General features: G+C 69.2%; 8 protein-coding genes and 2 pseudogenes. 1 reads left to right on the forward strand and 9 read right to left on the reverse strand.

Features of this window, described 5'->3' with window-relative positions:
- Positions 1–690: 690 nt before the first annotated feature.
- The 8 genes and pseudogenes from ACJX2R_RS01150 to ACJX2R_RS01185 all read right to left on the reverse strand — a co-directional run.
- A pseudogene (locus ACJX2R_RS01150) lies at positions 691–1,175 on the reverse strand (transposase family protein); the annotation flags it as partial.
- 202 nt (positions 1,176–1,377) lie between these two features.
- Positions 1,378–3,783, reverse strand: a complete 2,406-nt coding sequence (locus ACJX2R_RS01155) for a glycoside hydrolase family 44 protein (protein WP_413098315.1) — start codon at positions 3,781–3,783, stop codon at positions 1,378–1,380.
- 448 nt (positions 3,784–4,231) lie between these two features.
- Positions 4,232–6,103, reverse strand: a complete 1,872-nt coding sequence (locus ACJX2R_RS01160; RefSeq protein WP_413098316.1) for an RICIN domain-containing protein — start codon at positions 6,101–6,103, stop codon at positions 4,232–4,234.
- A 181-nt stretch (positions 6,104–6,284) separates the two neighbouring features.
- Positions 6,285–8,048, reverse strand: a complete 1,764-nt coding sequence (locus ACJX2R_RS01165; protein WP_413098317.1) for an amylo-alpha-1,6-glucosidase — start codon at positions 8,046–8,048, stop codon at positions 6,285–6,287.
- Positions 8,049–8,115: 67 nt separating this feature from the next.
- Positions 8,116–8,940, reverse strand: a complete 825-nt coding sequence (locus ACJX2R_RS01170) for a carbohydrate ABC transporter permease (protein WP_413098318.1) — start codon at positions 8,938–8,940, stop codon at positions 8,116–8,118.
- Positions 8,937–9,926, reverse strand: coding sequence for a carbohydrate ABC transporter permease (locus ACJX2R_RS01175; RefSeq protein WP_413098319.1), 990 nt, complete (start codon positions 9,924–9,926; stop codon positions 8,937–8,939). Before ACJX2R_RS01175 ends, ACJX2R_RS01170 begins: the two co-directional genes overlap by 4 nt.
- Positions 9,927–9,957: 31 nt before the next feature.
- Entirely contained in the window at positions 9,958–11,202 is a 1,245-nt protein-coding gene (locus tag ACJX2R_RS01180) for an extracellular solute-binding protein (RefSeq protein WP_413098320.1), read from the reverse strand.
- 170 nt (positions 11,203–11,372) lie between these two features.
- On the reverse strand, positions 11,373–12,431 hold the full coding sequence (locus tag ACJX2R_RS01185; protein ID WP_413098321.1) for a LacI family DNA-binding transcriptional regulator: 1,059 nt from the start codon (positions 12,429–12,431) through the stop codon (positions 11,373–11,375).
- A 917-nt stretch (positions 12,432–13,348) separates the two neighbouring features.
- Here ACJX2R_RS01185 and ACJX2R_RS01190 point away from each other — a divergent pair.
- A pseudogene (locus ACJX2R_RS01190) lies at positions 13,349–14,534 on the forward strand (MFS transporter).
- A 41-nt stretch (positions 14,535–14,575) separates the two neighbouring features.
- On the opposite strand, the gene ACJX2R_RS01195 reads toward ACJX2R_RS01190, so the two are convergent.
- On the reverse strand, positions 14,576–14,884 hold the full coding sequence (locus tag ACJX2R_RS01195; protein WP_413098322.1) for a hypothetical protein: 309 nt from the start codon (positions 14,882–14,884) through the stop codon (positions 14,576–14,578).
- Positions 14,885–15,067: the final 183 nt, after the last annotated feature.

The raw sequence follows: 15,067 nt of genomic DNA on the forward strand, positions 1-15,067 counted from the left end.
CGTAAATCGCGCCGCCCTTCGGCGTGTTGATTATTGACGTTGCGAGCAGTACCTACCCGTTCCAGGGCGTCCACGCGCCGTCCACCCGTGTAAATATCCTGTGCACGGACGGTCCGCATATACGGCGGGGATACCACGCGGGAGGCCTCTGCTTCTCGTGATGCTGCCGTAAATGCCGAGTTACGAAGCCCGGTACCGGGTTCTGTGCGGCACCTGTCCCACCCGTTGCCCGCGACGCGAATGGTCCGGAATGGATGCCGCCTAGTCCAAGGCGAGGAAGGCCGGGCTCATCGTCCGTGGTTGTGCATGACGTGTTTGGTGCGCGAGTAGTTGTTTTTGGTGCGCGAGTAGTCGTTCAGCGCGTAGATCGACAGGTCTCGGCCGTAGCCGGATCCCCTGAATCCACCCAGGGGATTTCGCCGGCCGACACGGGACGAGAGTTGACCCAGACGGTTCCGCAGAGACGCGCGGCGATGTCGTGACTGCGGCGAGCGTTCTCGGTCCGCACCGACGCCGACAGACCAACATGGGGCCGACCTCGACGTCCTCGCCGGAGCGCGGCTCATCGCCGACCAGGGACCGGACCTCGCTGACGGGCTGCTCGGTGAACCACGGCGACCGATTCGCGTGCGAGTACGCGGCAGGCGGCCCCGCATGCCTGGCCTGTTCCTCCTTCCAGGCCGGGAGCTACTCGCCCTTGATCCGGCGGTGCGGGATGACCAGGTCAGTGCCCTGGTAGCCGCCGTGCGCGACGGTCATCGTGGTACCGATGGCCTCCTTGACTCCGGATTCCTCCCAGCCGCGGGAGTCGTGGCGGTTGCCTGGCAGTGGCCGGCCGACCACGACGACCGGGCGGGAGTCGGCGTCGATCACGACCTGGTGGGCGGTGGAACAGCTGTAGTTCTTGGCTGCTCAGCGATGGTGCCGTCGCTGGTGGGCACCACGGTGCCGTCCACGATGAGCACGGTGTCCTGCCGCACCACCGGCGCAGTTGGAGCACAAACTTCGGGGCGAGATCGTCGATGATCCGGTCGGCGGCGGACTTGGAGACACCGAACCGCGGGTCGAGCCGGAGCATCGTCAAGTTCGTGCGCAAGTACCGCCGCGACCAGCAGAATACGGTCCTTCAGCGGCAGGCTCCACGACCGTCCGCGCCGCACCGTGTCGGCCGCGTCGTAGTACGTGGCGCCGATGTCGAGGGCCCGCTGCGCGGTCGACACATCGACGCCGCGCATGCTGAGCGCGTTCGCGGCGGACGCTTTGGCCGGCACGGTGAGCAAGGCCGCCGCCATGGCGATCACGGGGCGAGCAGGGCAACCTCGAGCGGGCGCATGCGCATGCGCCCGGGTCCGGGCCCGGGTCCGGGCCGGCACACGGTCACCGTGTCCTCATCCGATGCGGCACCGCGGCCGCGCCGGGCGCGTGGCCGACCGGGGCCGCGATATGGGCGGCGGCCACGGTGCCGGGGGCGGTGCAGGGCTTGCCGTTCAGGGTGAAGTCACGTGGCGCGGGGTTGCCGCCGGTGTAGGCGCCGTTGAAGCCGACGGTGGTGGAGCCGCCGGTGGCCAGGGTGGCGTTCCAGCCCGCGTCGTCGACGGTGACCGCGGTGGCGTTCTGGCGCCAGGTGCCGTTCCAGCCGCCTGCCACCTTCTGGTCACCGGTGAAGGAGAAGCCGAGACGCCAGCCGTTGAGGGTGGGGCCCTTGTTGGTGAGCGTGACGGTGGCCGTGAAGCCGGTGCCCCAGTCGTTGCCCACCGCGTAGCCGACCGTGCAGGTGGCCGCCGGGGCCGCGGCGGTGGTCACCCGGACCGGCGCCGATGGCGGGGAGCTGCGGCCTGCGGTGTCCTTGGCCACGACGCGGAAGGTGTAGGCGGTGGCCGGAGACAGTCCCGTGACGGTGGCGCTCGTGGCGGAGGCGTCGACCGTGGCGACCGGGGCTCCCGCGGTGTCGCCGGAGTACACCTGGTAGCTCGCCACCGGGGACGATCCGGCGGTGGACGCCCCCCAGGTGAGGGTGGCCCGGTCGGAACCGACGGCGGTGGCGGCCGGGGCGCCGGGCGCGGTGGGCGGCTTCGCCTCGGAGGATCCGGCGGGCAGGACGTACTCGGTTATGGAGTAGGCCGGGAAAGTGGTGGTGAAACCGCCGTCGGTCAGCGGCTGATCCGCCAGGTGCTTGATCGCGGTGACATCGTCCTGGCCGTACCGGTAGGCCTGCGCCGAGCCGCCCGGCGCGGTACCGCCGGTGACGGACACCGGGGCGGTCAGATCACCGGTGGTCTTGTTGACGACGATCACGGTCAGCGCCTTGTCGCCGCTGCGCTGGGCCGCGTAGACCGCGAGCTTGTCCTGGTCGGCGCTGGCGGCGTGGACCGCGGTGTCGCCGAAGGAGCCGCCGTTTCCGTCGTAGTTGCGGAACATGCGGAAGGCGAAGGCGCCGGGCTCGGTGGACGTCGGCGGATCCCACAGGGTGGCGAGGTCCAACCCCTCCCGTCCGAAGATGCCGAGCACGTCGGCCTGGGCGAGGGCCCCGTTGATGTGGTCCAGCGCGCCCCAGTTGTACTCGGTGATGGCGAGCTTGGTGCCCGGATAGTTCTCGTCGACCAGGGAGCGCATGCGCGGGATGAACTGGACGGGCTGGTTGATCCAGCTCTCGTCCACGTACGTGGGGTCCCACAGCTGCCGTGTGGAGCGCAGCCGCAGGGCCTGGGTCTCCGGGTCGACGTTGCCGCTGAACACCCCCGCCTGCTGGGGGTATATGTGCTCGTCGAAGTAGTCCAGGATGCGGCGGTCGTGCGTCTGCTCGTACGCCTTCATCTGCTGGAGGTACCAGGGGGCGAACAGCTGTCCGCCGTGGGCCGCCCGGTCGGGCGGGTCGGACCAGCAGTCGCCGCCCTTCTCGTTGCACGTCTTCTGGTCCAGGCCGGAGTAGACCAGGGAGTTGAAGCCCCAGCCGACCGGGCCGAGGGTCTTCGCCCCGGGGTCGGCGTCCTTGATGGCGGCGGCGGTGGCGTAGGTGCTTTCGCGCATCTCGTCGTAGCCCGTGCCCTCCGGGTGGACGTCCCGGTGGGTGCTCGACCACAGGTCGGGCTCGTTGTCGAGGTTGTAGAAACGGACCCCGCCGTCGTCCGCGGTGCCGTAGGTGCGGTTCAGATACTGCACCCAGCCCTTGGTGAACTCCGGACCGGCGGGGACGCTGGTCTCGGCCGGGTCGTTGCCGGTGACGTTCGTACCGTCGGTCTTCACACCGTTGCCGCAGTCCGGGCGCCACTGGGCGTCGTTCGCCTTCTGCGGGCCGTATTTGGCGATGCTGAAGCCGCAGGCGGCGTTGCGCGCCGCGGTCGTCCAGCCGCTCATCGGCACGGTCAGCACGGTGTCGGTGCCGGTGCGGCGGTTCTGCTCGACGAACTTGTCGGCCTCCGAGCCGTTCGGCAGGTCCGCGGTGCCGTTCTCGTAGTACAGGTTCTCGAAGTACCAGTCGGCGCCCGCGTTGTACGCGTCGAGCTTGTAGTTGTAACGGGTGGTGGCATTTCCACCCCACCGGCGGACCGGCAGGCGCAATTCCTTGGCCAGTGCCTCGTCGGCGAAGTTGATCCCGTAGATGTGCGGGTCGATCGCCTTGCGGCCGGTGGTGGTGTCGACGCTGAGGGCGGGGCCTTCCGGTGCGGCGGAGGAGGCGGCGGGCCGCACTCCCCCACCCGGTAAGGCGCTCGCCTGGTGGGGACCGGCCAGACCGGCGGCGGCCACCAGCAGCACCACGGCCGCCGGCGCGGCTCTCGGAGTCATGCGCCTCGGTCTCGAAGTCATGCGCGGGGGTCTCCTTCTCAACTGCCGTGCCGACGACGGGGACAGGACGACGAAACAGGAATGGGAGCGCTCCCACCCTGCGCATGGTCAGTGACCCCGGCGAGAGTGTCAACCGTCTCGACCGAACCCGGTCGCACCGGCCGCCGTCCCCGCACGTCGTGCGTCATACGCGCTGAGTCGAACCGGCGGCGAGGCGTCCGCGGTTCTTCCGCTTCCCTCCGGACGGCCGACGGCTGTTCGTCCGGACCTCCGTGGATGTCCGGATCTTCTTCCCAGGATGAAGCGTCCTCGTCCACCACGTGAAGAGCGCAGGAGCTGATGTCGCGGCCGCACCTGACCACGCGGTAACCCCGGGCAGCCCCGGAGGGGCTCCCCGGGGTTACCTGGCCGGAACCCCCTGGAGAAAGGGACGGGGCAGCGGGGCAGATCAGCTCATGCCCTGGAGGCGCCAGATCTGGTTCCTCTTGTTGTTCAGAGCACTCGCCGGGTCGCAGGTCCACTGGTGGACCTGCGCGCCGGGTGCGGTGGAGACCTGGCTGACGTCGACGCACTTGCCGCTGTGCGCGGCGACCAGCTGGTAGTCCTTGCTGTTGCCCAGCGCGGTCACGGGATTGAGGGTGAACATCTGGTTCGTGCCGCCGTTGCAGGTGTACTGCTGGACGGCTGCGCCATCGGCGGTGGAGGCGCCGGAGACTTCCAGGCACTTACCGCTGTGCTCGTTGACCACGGTGTAGGTGTTCGGGCGGCCGGCCACCGGCTTGAAGTCCAGCATCTGCTGGTAGCCGCCCTCGCAGGGGTACTGCTGGTACTGCGTGCTGTTGGTCATGCTGAGGTTGGTGTCGTCCAGGCACTGGCCGCTGTGCTGTGCCACCGCCACCGTGGAAACGGTGGTGTCGGACGGCGGCAGCAGCGTGACGGTGTAGCCGTCGGCGGCGTCCGTCCACGGCACGTGCACCGAGGCCGAGTTGCCGCTCACGGTCAGGGTCTGGTCGGAAACCGTCACCGGGCCGGTCACCGCACCGCCGCCGTTGTTCGGTATGCGCTGCACGACCGCGCGAACCCGGCTGTTCTCCACCACCGAGGTGGTGTCCAGGCGGTCGAGGTTGACGGTGACGTCGCCGGTGTTGCCGTTGCTGCCCAGCAGGATCTTCGCGTTGCGGGCGCCGTTGTCCTTGGCCGCCAGGCCGTCCGTGTTCGTACCGGGCGTGAACTTCACGATGTTGCCCGTCTGCGAGCCGTAGTAGCGGTACAGGAACCACTCCCCCAACGGCAGGTACCGGCCTCCGGTCTTCGTCAGCAGCTTCGCCTGGAAGTCGTGCAGGTTCGCGCCCCCGGCCCAGTTGGCACGAAGCCCGTCCGCCCCCGCGCGCTCCAGCCGTGAGATGTACCAGCCACCACGGCCCGGGTTCTGCTCGTTGGTGCCCGCGTACTCATTGACCTGGAAGGGACGGCTCGTGGTCATCGACCGCGCCGACAGCTTGGACCTCAAAGAGGTGCTGTCGGCGACCGGGTCACCGGGCAGGTCGTGCCAGCTGTAGACGTCCGGCTCGACGTTGTTCGCCTTCACGTAGTCCAGGTACGTGTTCCACCAGGTGTTGGAACTCGTGGGCCTGCCGCAGGTGCTCGCCCCCACGATGACCGCGCCGGGGATGGCGGCCCGAATCTTCTGGTAGGCGCGCTTCCACATCGCCAGGTACTGGGGCTGGCCGGAGCCCCAGAACATGGTGCAGTCGGGCTCGTTCCAGATGTCCCACTGGATGTCGGTCATCCCCGCGGCCCGGACGTCGGAGAGCAGACGGTCGTAGAAGGCGTCGAAACGGGACCAGTCGCCATTGTCGCCCGGGAACGTGGGAGTGGTGGTGCCGTCGGCGCCCCACAGGTCGTGCGGCAGCATGACGAACGTTCCGCCCAGCGCCTCGGTACGCCTGTACTGGGCGAGGGTGGAATTCCACCGGCGGTCGTACTTGCCGGCGACCCATCCGCCCGGGCTGTCCAGCTGGGCGCCGCCGGCCCGCATGAACTTCCACTTGATGTCTTTGTAGAAGTGGTCCTGGGGCAGCGAGCCGTTCTCGGTCATACCGTAGATAGTGCCCGAGGCCCGGTAGGTGGGCGCGCCACCGGCCGTGGCGAAGTCGACTGCCACGGTGGTGTCGGCGGCCTGGGCCGGCGCGCCGGGGAGTATGACGGCGGCCCAGACCGACGCCAACAGGGCGGCGAGAGCGGTGGTCCTGCGCGGGCGACGGCCTGCTGTGGGACCGGGCCGGCGGTTGCGTCCGGGTGGGGCCAGGTTGCGGGACATGCGCATGTGATCTCCCGGGAGGGTGAGTGGTGCCCGGGCCCCGGTGGGCCCGGGCGGCCTTCGGCAGCCGCCGTCCTGGCCGTGCGGGTGCCGGAGCTGGTGGGGCACCGCCGGGGGAAGGAGAGCGTCCGGCGGCGGGGCCGGTGGGTGTTGCCGCCTGGGCGAGGGCACACGGGTTGCCTCACACGCCGGTATGGGCGACGGATGTGGGCACGGTCTGCCGGAGTTCGTGGGCTTCGGCCAAGAGGAGATAGCAGGCGGCCGTCCAGGTGTAGGCGCGGTCGCGCAGGCCCGTCCCGGTGAGGGCGTCGAAGTTCTCCGCGAAGCCGTGGGTTTCGCACAGGGCCCGGAAGCGGGTGCTGATCTCGTCCGCGAGGCGGTCGTGGCCGCCGCGGCGCAGCCCGTCCTCGATGAGGACGGTGGCGGGCGCCCAGATCGGGCCGCGCCAGTAGCCGTCGGGGAGGTAGTGGGGCGAGTCGGGGAGTTCGGTGGCCAGTCCGTGCGGGGTCAGATGGGCTTCGATACGGGACGCCAGCACGGCGGAGACGTCTTCGGGCAGGTGCTCGCCCAGCACCATCGCCATGAGGTCCAGCAGGCTCGAGGTGCTCCAGGTCTTTGAGGTGTCGATGCCCCGGGCCACGAACCGCTCCCCCGTCCACAGCTCGTCGAGCATCGCCGCCTGGGTGGCCTCCGCGGTGCGGGTCCAGCGGCGGGCCTCGTGGGGAAAGCCCAGTTCGGTGGCCAGGACCGCGAGTTCGCGCAGTTGCAGGACGAGGAACGCCGCGAGGTCCGCGCTGACGATCACGCGCTCGGGGTCGAAGGTGGTGGCGTTGTCCCAGCCGCTGTCGTTGCCGTGCAGGTAGTGGGGCAGGGCGGCGCCGGGCGCGCGGCGCGAGGTGAGCCAGAACTCCGTCCAGCGCACCAACCTGCCGTAGGTCTCGGTGAGTTCCGTCCGGCCGAGGGGGTGGGGAAGTCTTCGGCGCAGGTGCCCCAGGGCCCAGCCGTGGATGGGCGGTTTGACGAAGTTGTAGAGGACCTCCGAGTGCGTCACCGAGTCGGGCAGGGCCCCGCTCTCGTCCTGGTGGTCGAACGGCAGCGAGAACTGGTCCCAGGCCAGCGCGGGCCCTCCGGGTCCCAGGGCGAGGGCGTTGAAGCAGTGGTCCCAGCTCCAGACCTTGTCCATCCAGTGCTTGGACATCAGTACCGCGGGCCTGGTGACCAGGGACGCCGGGCGGACCGTCGCCGACCACAGGACATACGCGGCGAGTTCGGCGGCCGGCGTGCCGGGTGAGCGCCAAGGGGCCACCGCCTCGGCGAAGGCGGCGAAGGCGCGCTCCGCGGCCTCCACGACCCCGTCGAACGTCTGCGACGGGGCATAGGGGCGTCGTGCGCTGTCCAGTTCCTCCACCGCCGCTTCCCAGACCCCGTCGGCATCCGCGGTGATCGTGAGACCACGGTCGCCGCTGCCGAGGGCCTGACCGCCCGACACCTCGGCGACGGAGCCCGACAGCAGGGTGACCCGGTAACGGCGCCCGGTCTCGTACGAGGTGAAGACGTACGCGCCGGCCACCGGGTCGTGGTGGAAGTAGGTGCCTGTGAAGGGGGTGAGTGCCTCTTCGGCCGCGGTGATGCGCAGGCCCAGCCCCTCGCCCCGGAGACGGACGGTGTCCGGTGACTCGTAGGCGCAACCGATCCTCCCGCCCGGATGAGCCCATCTGAGCAGGCCCGGCGTCGTCTCGACGCGGGTCTCGGCCCGGTCACCCGTCGCCGGGTCGCGGGGCACAAGACGCAGAACGGCGTGCATGCCGTTCTGGTGGGAGACCAGGTGGAGGTCCTCGGCGTACGTCTTCTCCGCCACCACAGGCGAGAGACCGAACCAGGAACCGTGTGTGCTGAACGGGATGTCGTGGACGGAGAAGGCCGGGCCGGATCGGGCGGCGGTCATGAGTCGTTACTCGTTTCTTCGACGGTGGGCGCGGCGGTGTGCCCGGAGGCGGAGCGGCGGGAGAAGATCAGTCCTTGACGGCTCCGGCCGTCACGCCGGCGGCGATGTAGCGCTGGGCGAGGACGAGGATCACCGTGGCGGGCAGCGAGGCCACGACGGCGGTCGCCATGATGGCGTTCCACTGCTGGTTGTTGTTGCCGATGTAGTGGTAGATGCCGAGCGTGATCGGCTCGTGGGCGCCGCCGTTCGCGAGGGTGCTGGCGAAGACGAAGTCGGACCAGGACCACAGGAACGCGAACAGCGACACCGTGACGAGAGCGTTGCGGCTCATGGGCAGCACGACAGACCGGAAGCTGCGCAGTGTCCCGGCTCCGTCCACCTGCGCTGCCTGGAGCAGTTCACCGGGGATGCCGGACATGAACGCGGTGAAGATCAGGACCGCGAACGGGACGGCCAGGGTGGAGTCCGCGACGATCAGGCCGGGCACGGACTGGAGCAGGCCGAGCTGGAGGTAGATGGCGTAGAAGCCCATCGCCATGATGATGCCGGGGATCATCTGGGCGACCAGGAGGACGAAACTGAGCAGGCCCCCGCCGCGGGGACGGAGTTTCGCCAGCGCGTAGCCGGCGGGCGCGGCCAGCGCCACCGTGAGCACGACCGTGCCCAGGCCGATGACCAGGCTCGTGGCGAGGTAGGGCAGTTGCTGGTTGAGTACGGTGCGGTAGCCGTCCAGGGTGCCGTGGACGGGGAACCAGTCGGGCGGCGACTTGCGCATGTGCTGGTCGCGGGTGAAGGACACATTGAGCATCCAGTAGACCGGGAACAGCATGATTGCGGTCAGCAGCAGACCGATGGCTGTCTTCCACCATGTGCGGCCCGTTCCTGGGTTCATGACAGTGCCTGCTTTCGCTGGACCCTCAGGTACACCAGTCCGAAGATCAGTGCTGCGACGACGAGCAGGTTCCCGACAGCCGCACCGGGGCCGAAGGCGGGCAGCAGGTTGCCGAAGCCGAGCCGGTAGGACCAGGTGGCGAAGGTGGTGGACGAGTCGGCCGGGCCCCCCTTGGTCATGATCCAGATGATGTCGAAAACCTTGAGCGTGTAGACCAGGCCCAGCAGCAGCGTGATGGCGGACACCGGGCGCAGCAGCGGGAAAGTGATGCTCCAGAAGCGCCGCCACGCGCTCGCGCCGTCGAGGGCGGCCGCCTCGTACAGGTTCGCGGGGATGGTTTGCAGACCGCTGTAGAGCACGACCAGGTTGAACGGCACGCCGATCCAGATGTTGGCGATGATGACGGAGGTCAGTGACCACGACGGTGAGGTCAGCCAGTTCACGGGGTTGGCGCCGACGGCGTGCAGGCCGGCGTTGATGACACCGGAGTCGCTGTTGAGCATCCACGACCAGGTGGAGGCCGACACGATCAATGGCAGCAGCCAGGGCACGAGGAACAGGGCCCGCAGGGTGGCCGACAGCCGGAAGTGCTGGTGGAAGAAGACCGCCAAGGCCAGGCCGATGGCGTATTGGAAGACCAGGCACATGGCGGTGAACACGATGGTGTGCGTCAGGGCGGGCCCGAAGGTCGGGTCGTCGAAGACTTTGTGGTAGTTCTCCAGTCCGGTGAACGGCGCGTTGCCCTGGACGAAGGAGCGGACGGTGTAGTCGCGAAGGCTCAGGTCGACGTTGCGGTAGAGCGGATAGGCGTAGAAGAGGGCGAGGTAGAGGGTCACGGGGGCGAGGAAGGCCCAGGCGGCCCACTGCTGTGAGGTGGGACGCCGGCGACGCGGCGCGGTGCGCGTCGGGAGCGGAGGGGCGGTGGCCGCCGCCCCGTTCCGGACAGGCGCCGGCCGGCGGTCCGGTGGGTGTGTCGTACGGTTCATCAACAAGCCCCAGGTCCGATTGGCTGACGGGTTACTTGACGGCCTCCTGCGCCGCGGTGAGCGCGTCCTTCGGCGAGTCCGCCCCGCTGAGGGCGGACTGGACCGCCTTCCACATCTGCTCCGAGATCTTGGGGTACTTGGTGCCGAGGTCGTCGCTGGTGCGTCCCTTGGCCGACTTGACCGCCTCGACCCAGGGCTTCAGCTTGGCATCGGACGCCACCTGCTTGTCCTGAACCGCACTGGTGGGCGCTACATAGGACAGAGTGGTGTCCGTGTCGTACAGGTTCTCGGTGCTCGTCAGGCAGGTCACCAGCTTCCGCGTGGTGGTGTACCGGCCTGTGTCGCCCTGGACCGGGACGGTGACGAACTCGCCGCCCGCCGGGGCGGGAGCGCTGCCTCCGTCGGCGCCCGGGATGGGCAGGACACCATAGTCGAAGCCCGCCTTTTCAGCGCCCGCCAGCTGCCAGGTGCCGTTCTCGGCGAACGCGTAGTCCCCGCTCGCGAACTCCTGCCAGCTGGTGGTCTGGGTGTTGTTGATGACCGAGTTGGGCGCGTAACCCTTCTTCAGCCAGTCGCTCCACAGAGACAGCGCCGACGCGGCCCCGGAGGAGTCGAGGTCGGTCAGCTTCGCGCCCGAGCCCCAGAACCACGGCAGGAACTGGAAGCTTCCCTCCTCGGTGCCGATCGCGGAGAAAGTGATGCCCTTCTTGCCGGCCTTCTTCACCTTCTCCAGCGCCGCGGTCAGCGACTTCCAGTCCTTGACCGACGCGATGTCGACGCCGGCCGCCTTCAGGACGTCCTTGTTGTAGTACAGGGCGAGGGTGTTGGCACCGATGGGGGTGCCGTACGTCTTGCCGCCCGGCTGACCGGCCGCGAGCAGGTTGCGGTCCACCTTCGAGGTGTCGACCTTGTTCTCGTCCGTCGTGGTGAGCGTGCCTGCCTCGGCGAGGGTCGAGACCACGGGGTTGTCGAGGACGAGGATGTCCGGGGAATTGTCCTGCTGGGCTGCCAGCAGCGCCTTGTTCGTCAGATCACTGGTGTCGAAGGCCGTCCGCTTGATCTTTACACCGGCCTCGCTGCCGCAGCCGTCCAGCAGCTTCGCCCAGGCCGAGTTCTTGGCGAACTGCGGGTACGGGTCCCAGAGGGTGTACGTGCCGCTGTCCGCTGCCTTCGCCGACGTGGTGCCCTCGCCGGAGGAGCATGCGGCGGTACCGACGGTAAGTGCGACGACGGTCATGGCGGTGGCGGTGAGGCGGCGTCTGGTGGCTTTGTTCATCGGGCCTTCCTTCGTGGTTTCAGGCATGGCAAGTGCCGGAGGAGCAAAGGGGCCGGCCGCGGGCGCCGCGGAGTCCGGAACGGCCGGTCGGGCGGTCGGTGACGAGGGCAGGAGGTGGGAGAAGGAGAGTGGGGTTCCCGGGATGGCGGGGATGCGGGAGGTTTGCCTGGTCAGGCGTTCGAGTCGACGCCCGGGGTCCTGTGCGGGTCCGTGGGCGAGCCGGTACCCACGGGGCCGGTGCTGGCGCGGAGCGAGATCGGCGGGGCGAGCAGATGGTGACGAGGCGGCGCGTCGGGGTGGTCGAGCCGCTCGACGAGCAGTTCCACGGCCAGTCGCCCCATCCGCGCCGCCGGCACGTCGGCCGCCGTGAGCTGCGGAGTCACCGTCTCGGCCCATCGGGAAGCCACGACGCCCGTGACGGAGAAGTCGCGCGGCACATGGAGGCCCGCATGGGCCAGACCCCGGTAGAGCCCGCCCAGTGCGGCCTCATTCAGTGTGACGAGGGCCGTGGTGGCGGGGACGTCGTGCAGGATCCGCTCCACACAGGTCTGCCCCGAGGGGGCATCGTCCTCGCAGGTGTACGCGCGGACGGTGAGTCCGCGCTCCGCGGCGGCCTTGGTGAAGCCGTCGAGCCCTCGGTGCGCGGACTCGTACCCGGCGCGCAGTAGCCGCTCGGGCCGGTTGACGAAGGCGATGCTGCGGTGGCCCAGGTCCGCGAGGTGGTGGACGCATGCCGCAGTCAGCGCGGTGTGGTCGAGGCCGACCCACCAGTCGCCGTCCGGCCGCGCGGTGCGGCCAATGCAGACGTAGGGGAAGTTCTCCGCGAGGAGGTGCTCGACGCGGTCGTCCTGAAGCCTGATCTCCATGAGGATCGCGCCGTCGACGCGTCGCTCCCCCAGCAGTCGCTGGAACGAGCGGTCGCTGTCCACGCCGCTCGGTGAGAGCAGAACGTCGTAGTCGTAGGCGGCTGCGGCCTCCACCACGCTGCCGATGAAGTCGAGTTGCATCCCGGTGTAGTGGTTGCCGGCGGGTGGGAAGACCAGACCGATGGTGCTGGTCCGGCCGTTGGCCAGGGCGCGTGCGCTCGCGTTGGGCCGGTAGCCCAGGTCCTTGATGACCCGCTGGATCTTCTCGCGGGTCTCCTGCGACACCGGGCGCTTGCCGCTCAGCGCGTACGACACGGTGCTCCGCGAGACACCGGCCCGCTTGGCGATCTCACCGATGTTCACGGGACTCCTCCATCGACTGCATCGAACCGGTTCGCGTGATGGGAAAGTAGGAGCTGACCGCATGGGTGTCAATGCCTTGGGCGCACTTCTTGAAACACCTCGGAAACCGGTACGCGCGTAACACGACCATCGCGCACCCTCCGCCCATCGCGTGGAGAGTACTGCTGGCCCGTTTCGCCGATGCTAGCTTCCGGCGAACCGGTTCGATGAATCCCCCGTTGCACCAGCCAGCCGTCGAAGCACACCCCCTGCCATAGCGAGCCAGGCGAACTCAGGTATGTCCCATCGTTTCGATCAGCGGTTCCGACAGCACCGACCGCCCCGCCACCCCCTCTTCGCGCCCTCATGGACAACACGGAGACTTCAGTGCGACGCAGGAGAAGAAGAACAGCAGGAGCAGGCACCGCGGCGATGGCCGTGGCGGGAACGTCACCCCCCATGCACGCCTGAGGCTGTACCGCCCGCGCGGGCTACCCGCCCCGCCGCTGGTGACGGCGGTACGGCAAGTGCCACGCGGACCAGGTAACCGTCACCCCCTACCGAGTGCGGGCGTGGCGCGCATCGTGGTGAGGTCGCCGGGCCGACCGCCGTCGTACGGGCCCTGGGCCAGGCTCATCCAGGGTGATGGGTCGGCTTCTCCCCAGGGACAGGGTTGGCTGTCCAGCTGGCGAGTACTTTGAGTCGGTCCTGCTTCGGTTTGGCCATCGGGTTGCCGCCGCCACGATCCGGCGCGTTCTGCGCCGCTCCGGTCTACCGCCCGCGCCGCAGCGCGCCTCCCAGCAGACCTGGCCCTCGTTCCTCCGCGCTCAGGCCCACACCCTGCTTGCCTGTGACTTCATGCACGTGGAGACCGCCTCCTCAAGCGGACGCACCTGTGGCAGCAGACCCGCTCCTTCCCGCCCGCCGCACGCCTGCTGATGGCCAACCAGTTCGCCATCAACCTCGCCTTCTACATGCTCATGCCCTACCTTGCCACCCACCTGTCCAACGGACTCGGCCTCGCCGCCTGGGCCGTCGGCCTCGTACTCGGCGTCCGCAACTCCTCCCACAGGGCATGTTCCTCATCGACGGGACCCTCGCCGACCGCCTCGGCTACAAGATCCCGATCATGACCGGATGCCTCCTGCGCACCGTGGGCCTCGGCCTGCTCGGCTGGGTCCACAACCTGCCCGCCCTCATTGCAGCCTCCGCCGCAACAGGATTCGCCGACGCCCTGTTCAACCCGGCCGTCCGCGCCTACCTCGCCACCGAAGCAGGCGAGCGGCGCGTGGACGCCTTCGCCACCTTCAACGTCTACTACCAGGCGGGCATGTTGCTCGGCTCACTAGTCGGCCTCGCCCTGCTGGCCGCCGGCTTTCGCCTCGTGGGCACGGTCGCCGCCGCCATCTTCGCCGCGCTCACCCTGCTGCAATGGCGCGCACTGCCCGCACGCCACCGCCATACGGAAGACCCCGGACACGACAGTGTGCTGGCCCAGTGGCGCCAGGTCGTGGCCAACCGGCAGTTCCTTCTCTTCCCCGCGGCGATGATCGGCTCCTACATTCTGACCTTCCAGATCTGCCTCGCGCTGCCGCTCGCCGCAGCCGACGCTCTCGGAGCCGAGGCAAGCGCAGTCACCAGCGGGCTGTTCATCGTCTCAGCCGCGGTTGCCGTGGCGGGCCAACTGCGGCTCACCAACTGGGCGAAGACCCGCTGACGGCCCCGCGAGGCCCTCGTACGCGGGCTGGCGGCCTTCGGGCTTGCATTCGTACCGCTCGCCCTCAGTCCGCGCGCTCCATCACAGCCGTCCTCGTGTCTTTGGTCGTGGCCGTGGTCCTGCTGGCGGCTGGATCCGCGATCGTCTACCCCTTCGAGATCGACACGGTCGTCGCCCTCTGCGGCAACCGCCTGGTTGCCACCCACTACGGCCTCTACAACACCGTTTCCGGCCTGGGCATCACGCTGGGCAACCTCGGCACCGGCGCACTCTGGGACTTCGCGCACCGCCATGACGCCACCTGGGTGGCTCTGGCCGCGACCGGGACAGCCTGCACGGCGGCGGTAGCAGTCCGCGCCCGCACCGGACGCCTCACCACACCACAGCGGCAGCCCGTCGCAGCGTAAGCCAGTGCAGCCAGCCGAGGCCCACAGCCGGCATGGTGTGATCATGGTGTGCGGTCGGTCGGCTGATGAACACGATCATGCGGCGGCGGGCACGGCCCGCCGCCGCATGCCTCAAAGGCGAGCAGTTCGTCCTCACTCATGCCGTGCGGGTGGATCCCGCGGACGGTGGGCCGGCCCAGGGTGAGGGTGCCAGTCTTGTCCAGTACCACAGTGCTCACCTGGCGCAGGGTCTGGAACGCCTCGCCGGTGCGCATGACGATGCCGATGCCGGCGGCGTCGCGGACGATGGCCAGCGGGTCGGCCGAGCGGATGAGGATGCCCGCCTGTGCGCCTTTGCCGGTGCCGACCATGACCGACAGGGGGTGGCCAAGCCCAGGGCGCAAGGGCAGGCGGTGATCGTCAGTTTTAGATGACAAGGGCGCGTACACAGCATCGCCCACCAGGGGTGCCCGGTCGGTGGACCGGGCACCTCGTCGTCGAGGCGAACGTCAGCCTCGGCTCGGCCGTCCTCAGCTGTATCCACCGGGTTGTGC

This window comes from Streptomyces sp. Inha503 (genome assembly GCF_047215865.1).
Lineage (GTDB): Bacteria > Actinomycetota > Actinomycetes > Streptomycetales > Streptomycetaceae > Streptomyces > Streptomyces lycopersici.

What these genes read in the sequence shown, in the direction of transcription:
- ACJX2R_RS01170 (WP_413098318.1), bottom strand. Translation starts at nt 8,940, where the DNA reads ATGAACCCAGGAACGGGCCGCACATGGTGGAAGACAGCCATCGGTCTG.
- ACJX2R_RS01155 (WP_413098315.1), bottom strand. Translation starts at nt 3,783, where the DNA reads ATGACTCCGAGAGCCGCGCCGGCGGCCGTGGTGCTGCTGGTGGCCGCC.
- ACJX2R_RS01175 (WP_413098319.1), bottom strand. Translation starts at nt 9,926, where the DNA reads ATGAACCGTACGACACACCCACCGGACCGCCGGCCGGCGCCTGTCCGG.
- ACJX2R_RS01180 (WP_413098320.1), bottom strand. Translation starts at nt 11,202, where the DNA reads ATGAACAAAGCCACCAGACGCCGCCTCACCGCCACCGCCATGACCGTC.
- ACJX2R_RS01165 (WP_413098317.1), bottom strand. Translation starts at nt 8,048, where the DNA reads ATGACCGCCGCCCGATCCGGCCCGGCCTTCTCCGTCCACGACATCCCG.
- ACJX2R_RS01195 (WP_413098322.1), bottom strand. Translation starts at nt 14,884, where the DNA reads ATGGTCGGCACCGGCAAAGGCGCACAGGCGGGCATCCTCATCCGCTCG.
- ACJX2R_RS01160 (WP_413098316.1), bottom strand. Translation starts at nt 6,103, where the DNA reads ATGTCCCGCAACCTGGCCCCACCCGGACGCAACCGCCGGCCCGGTCCC.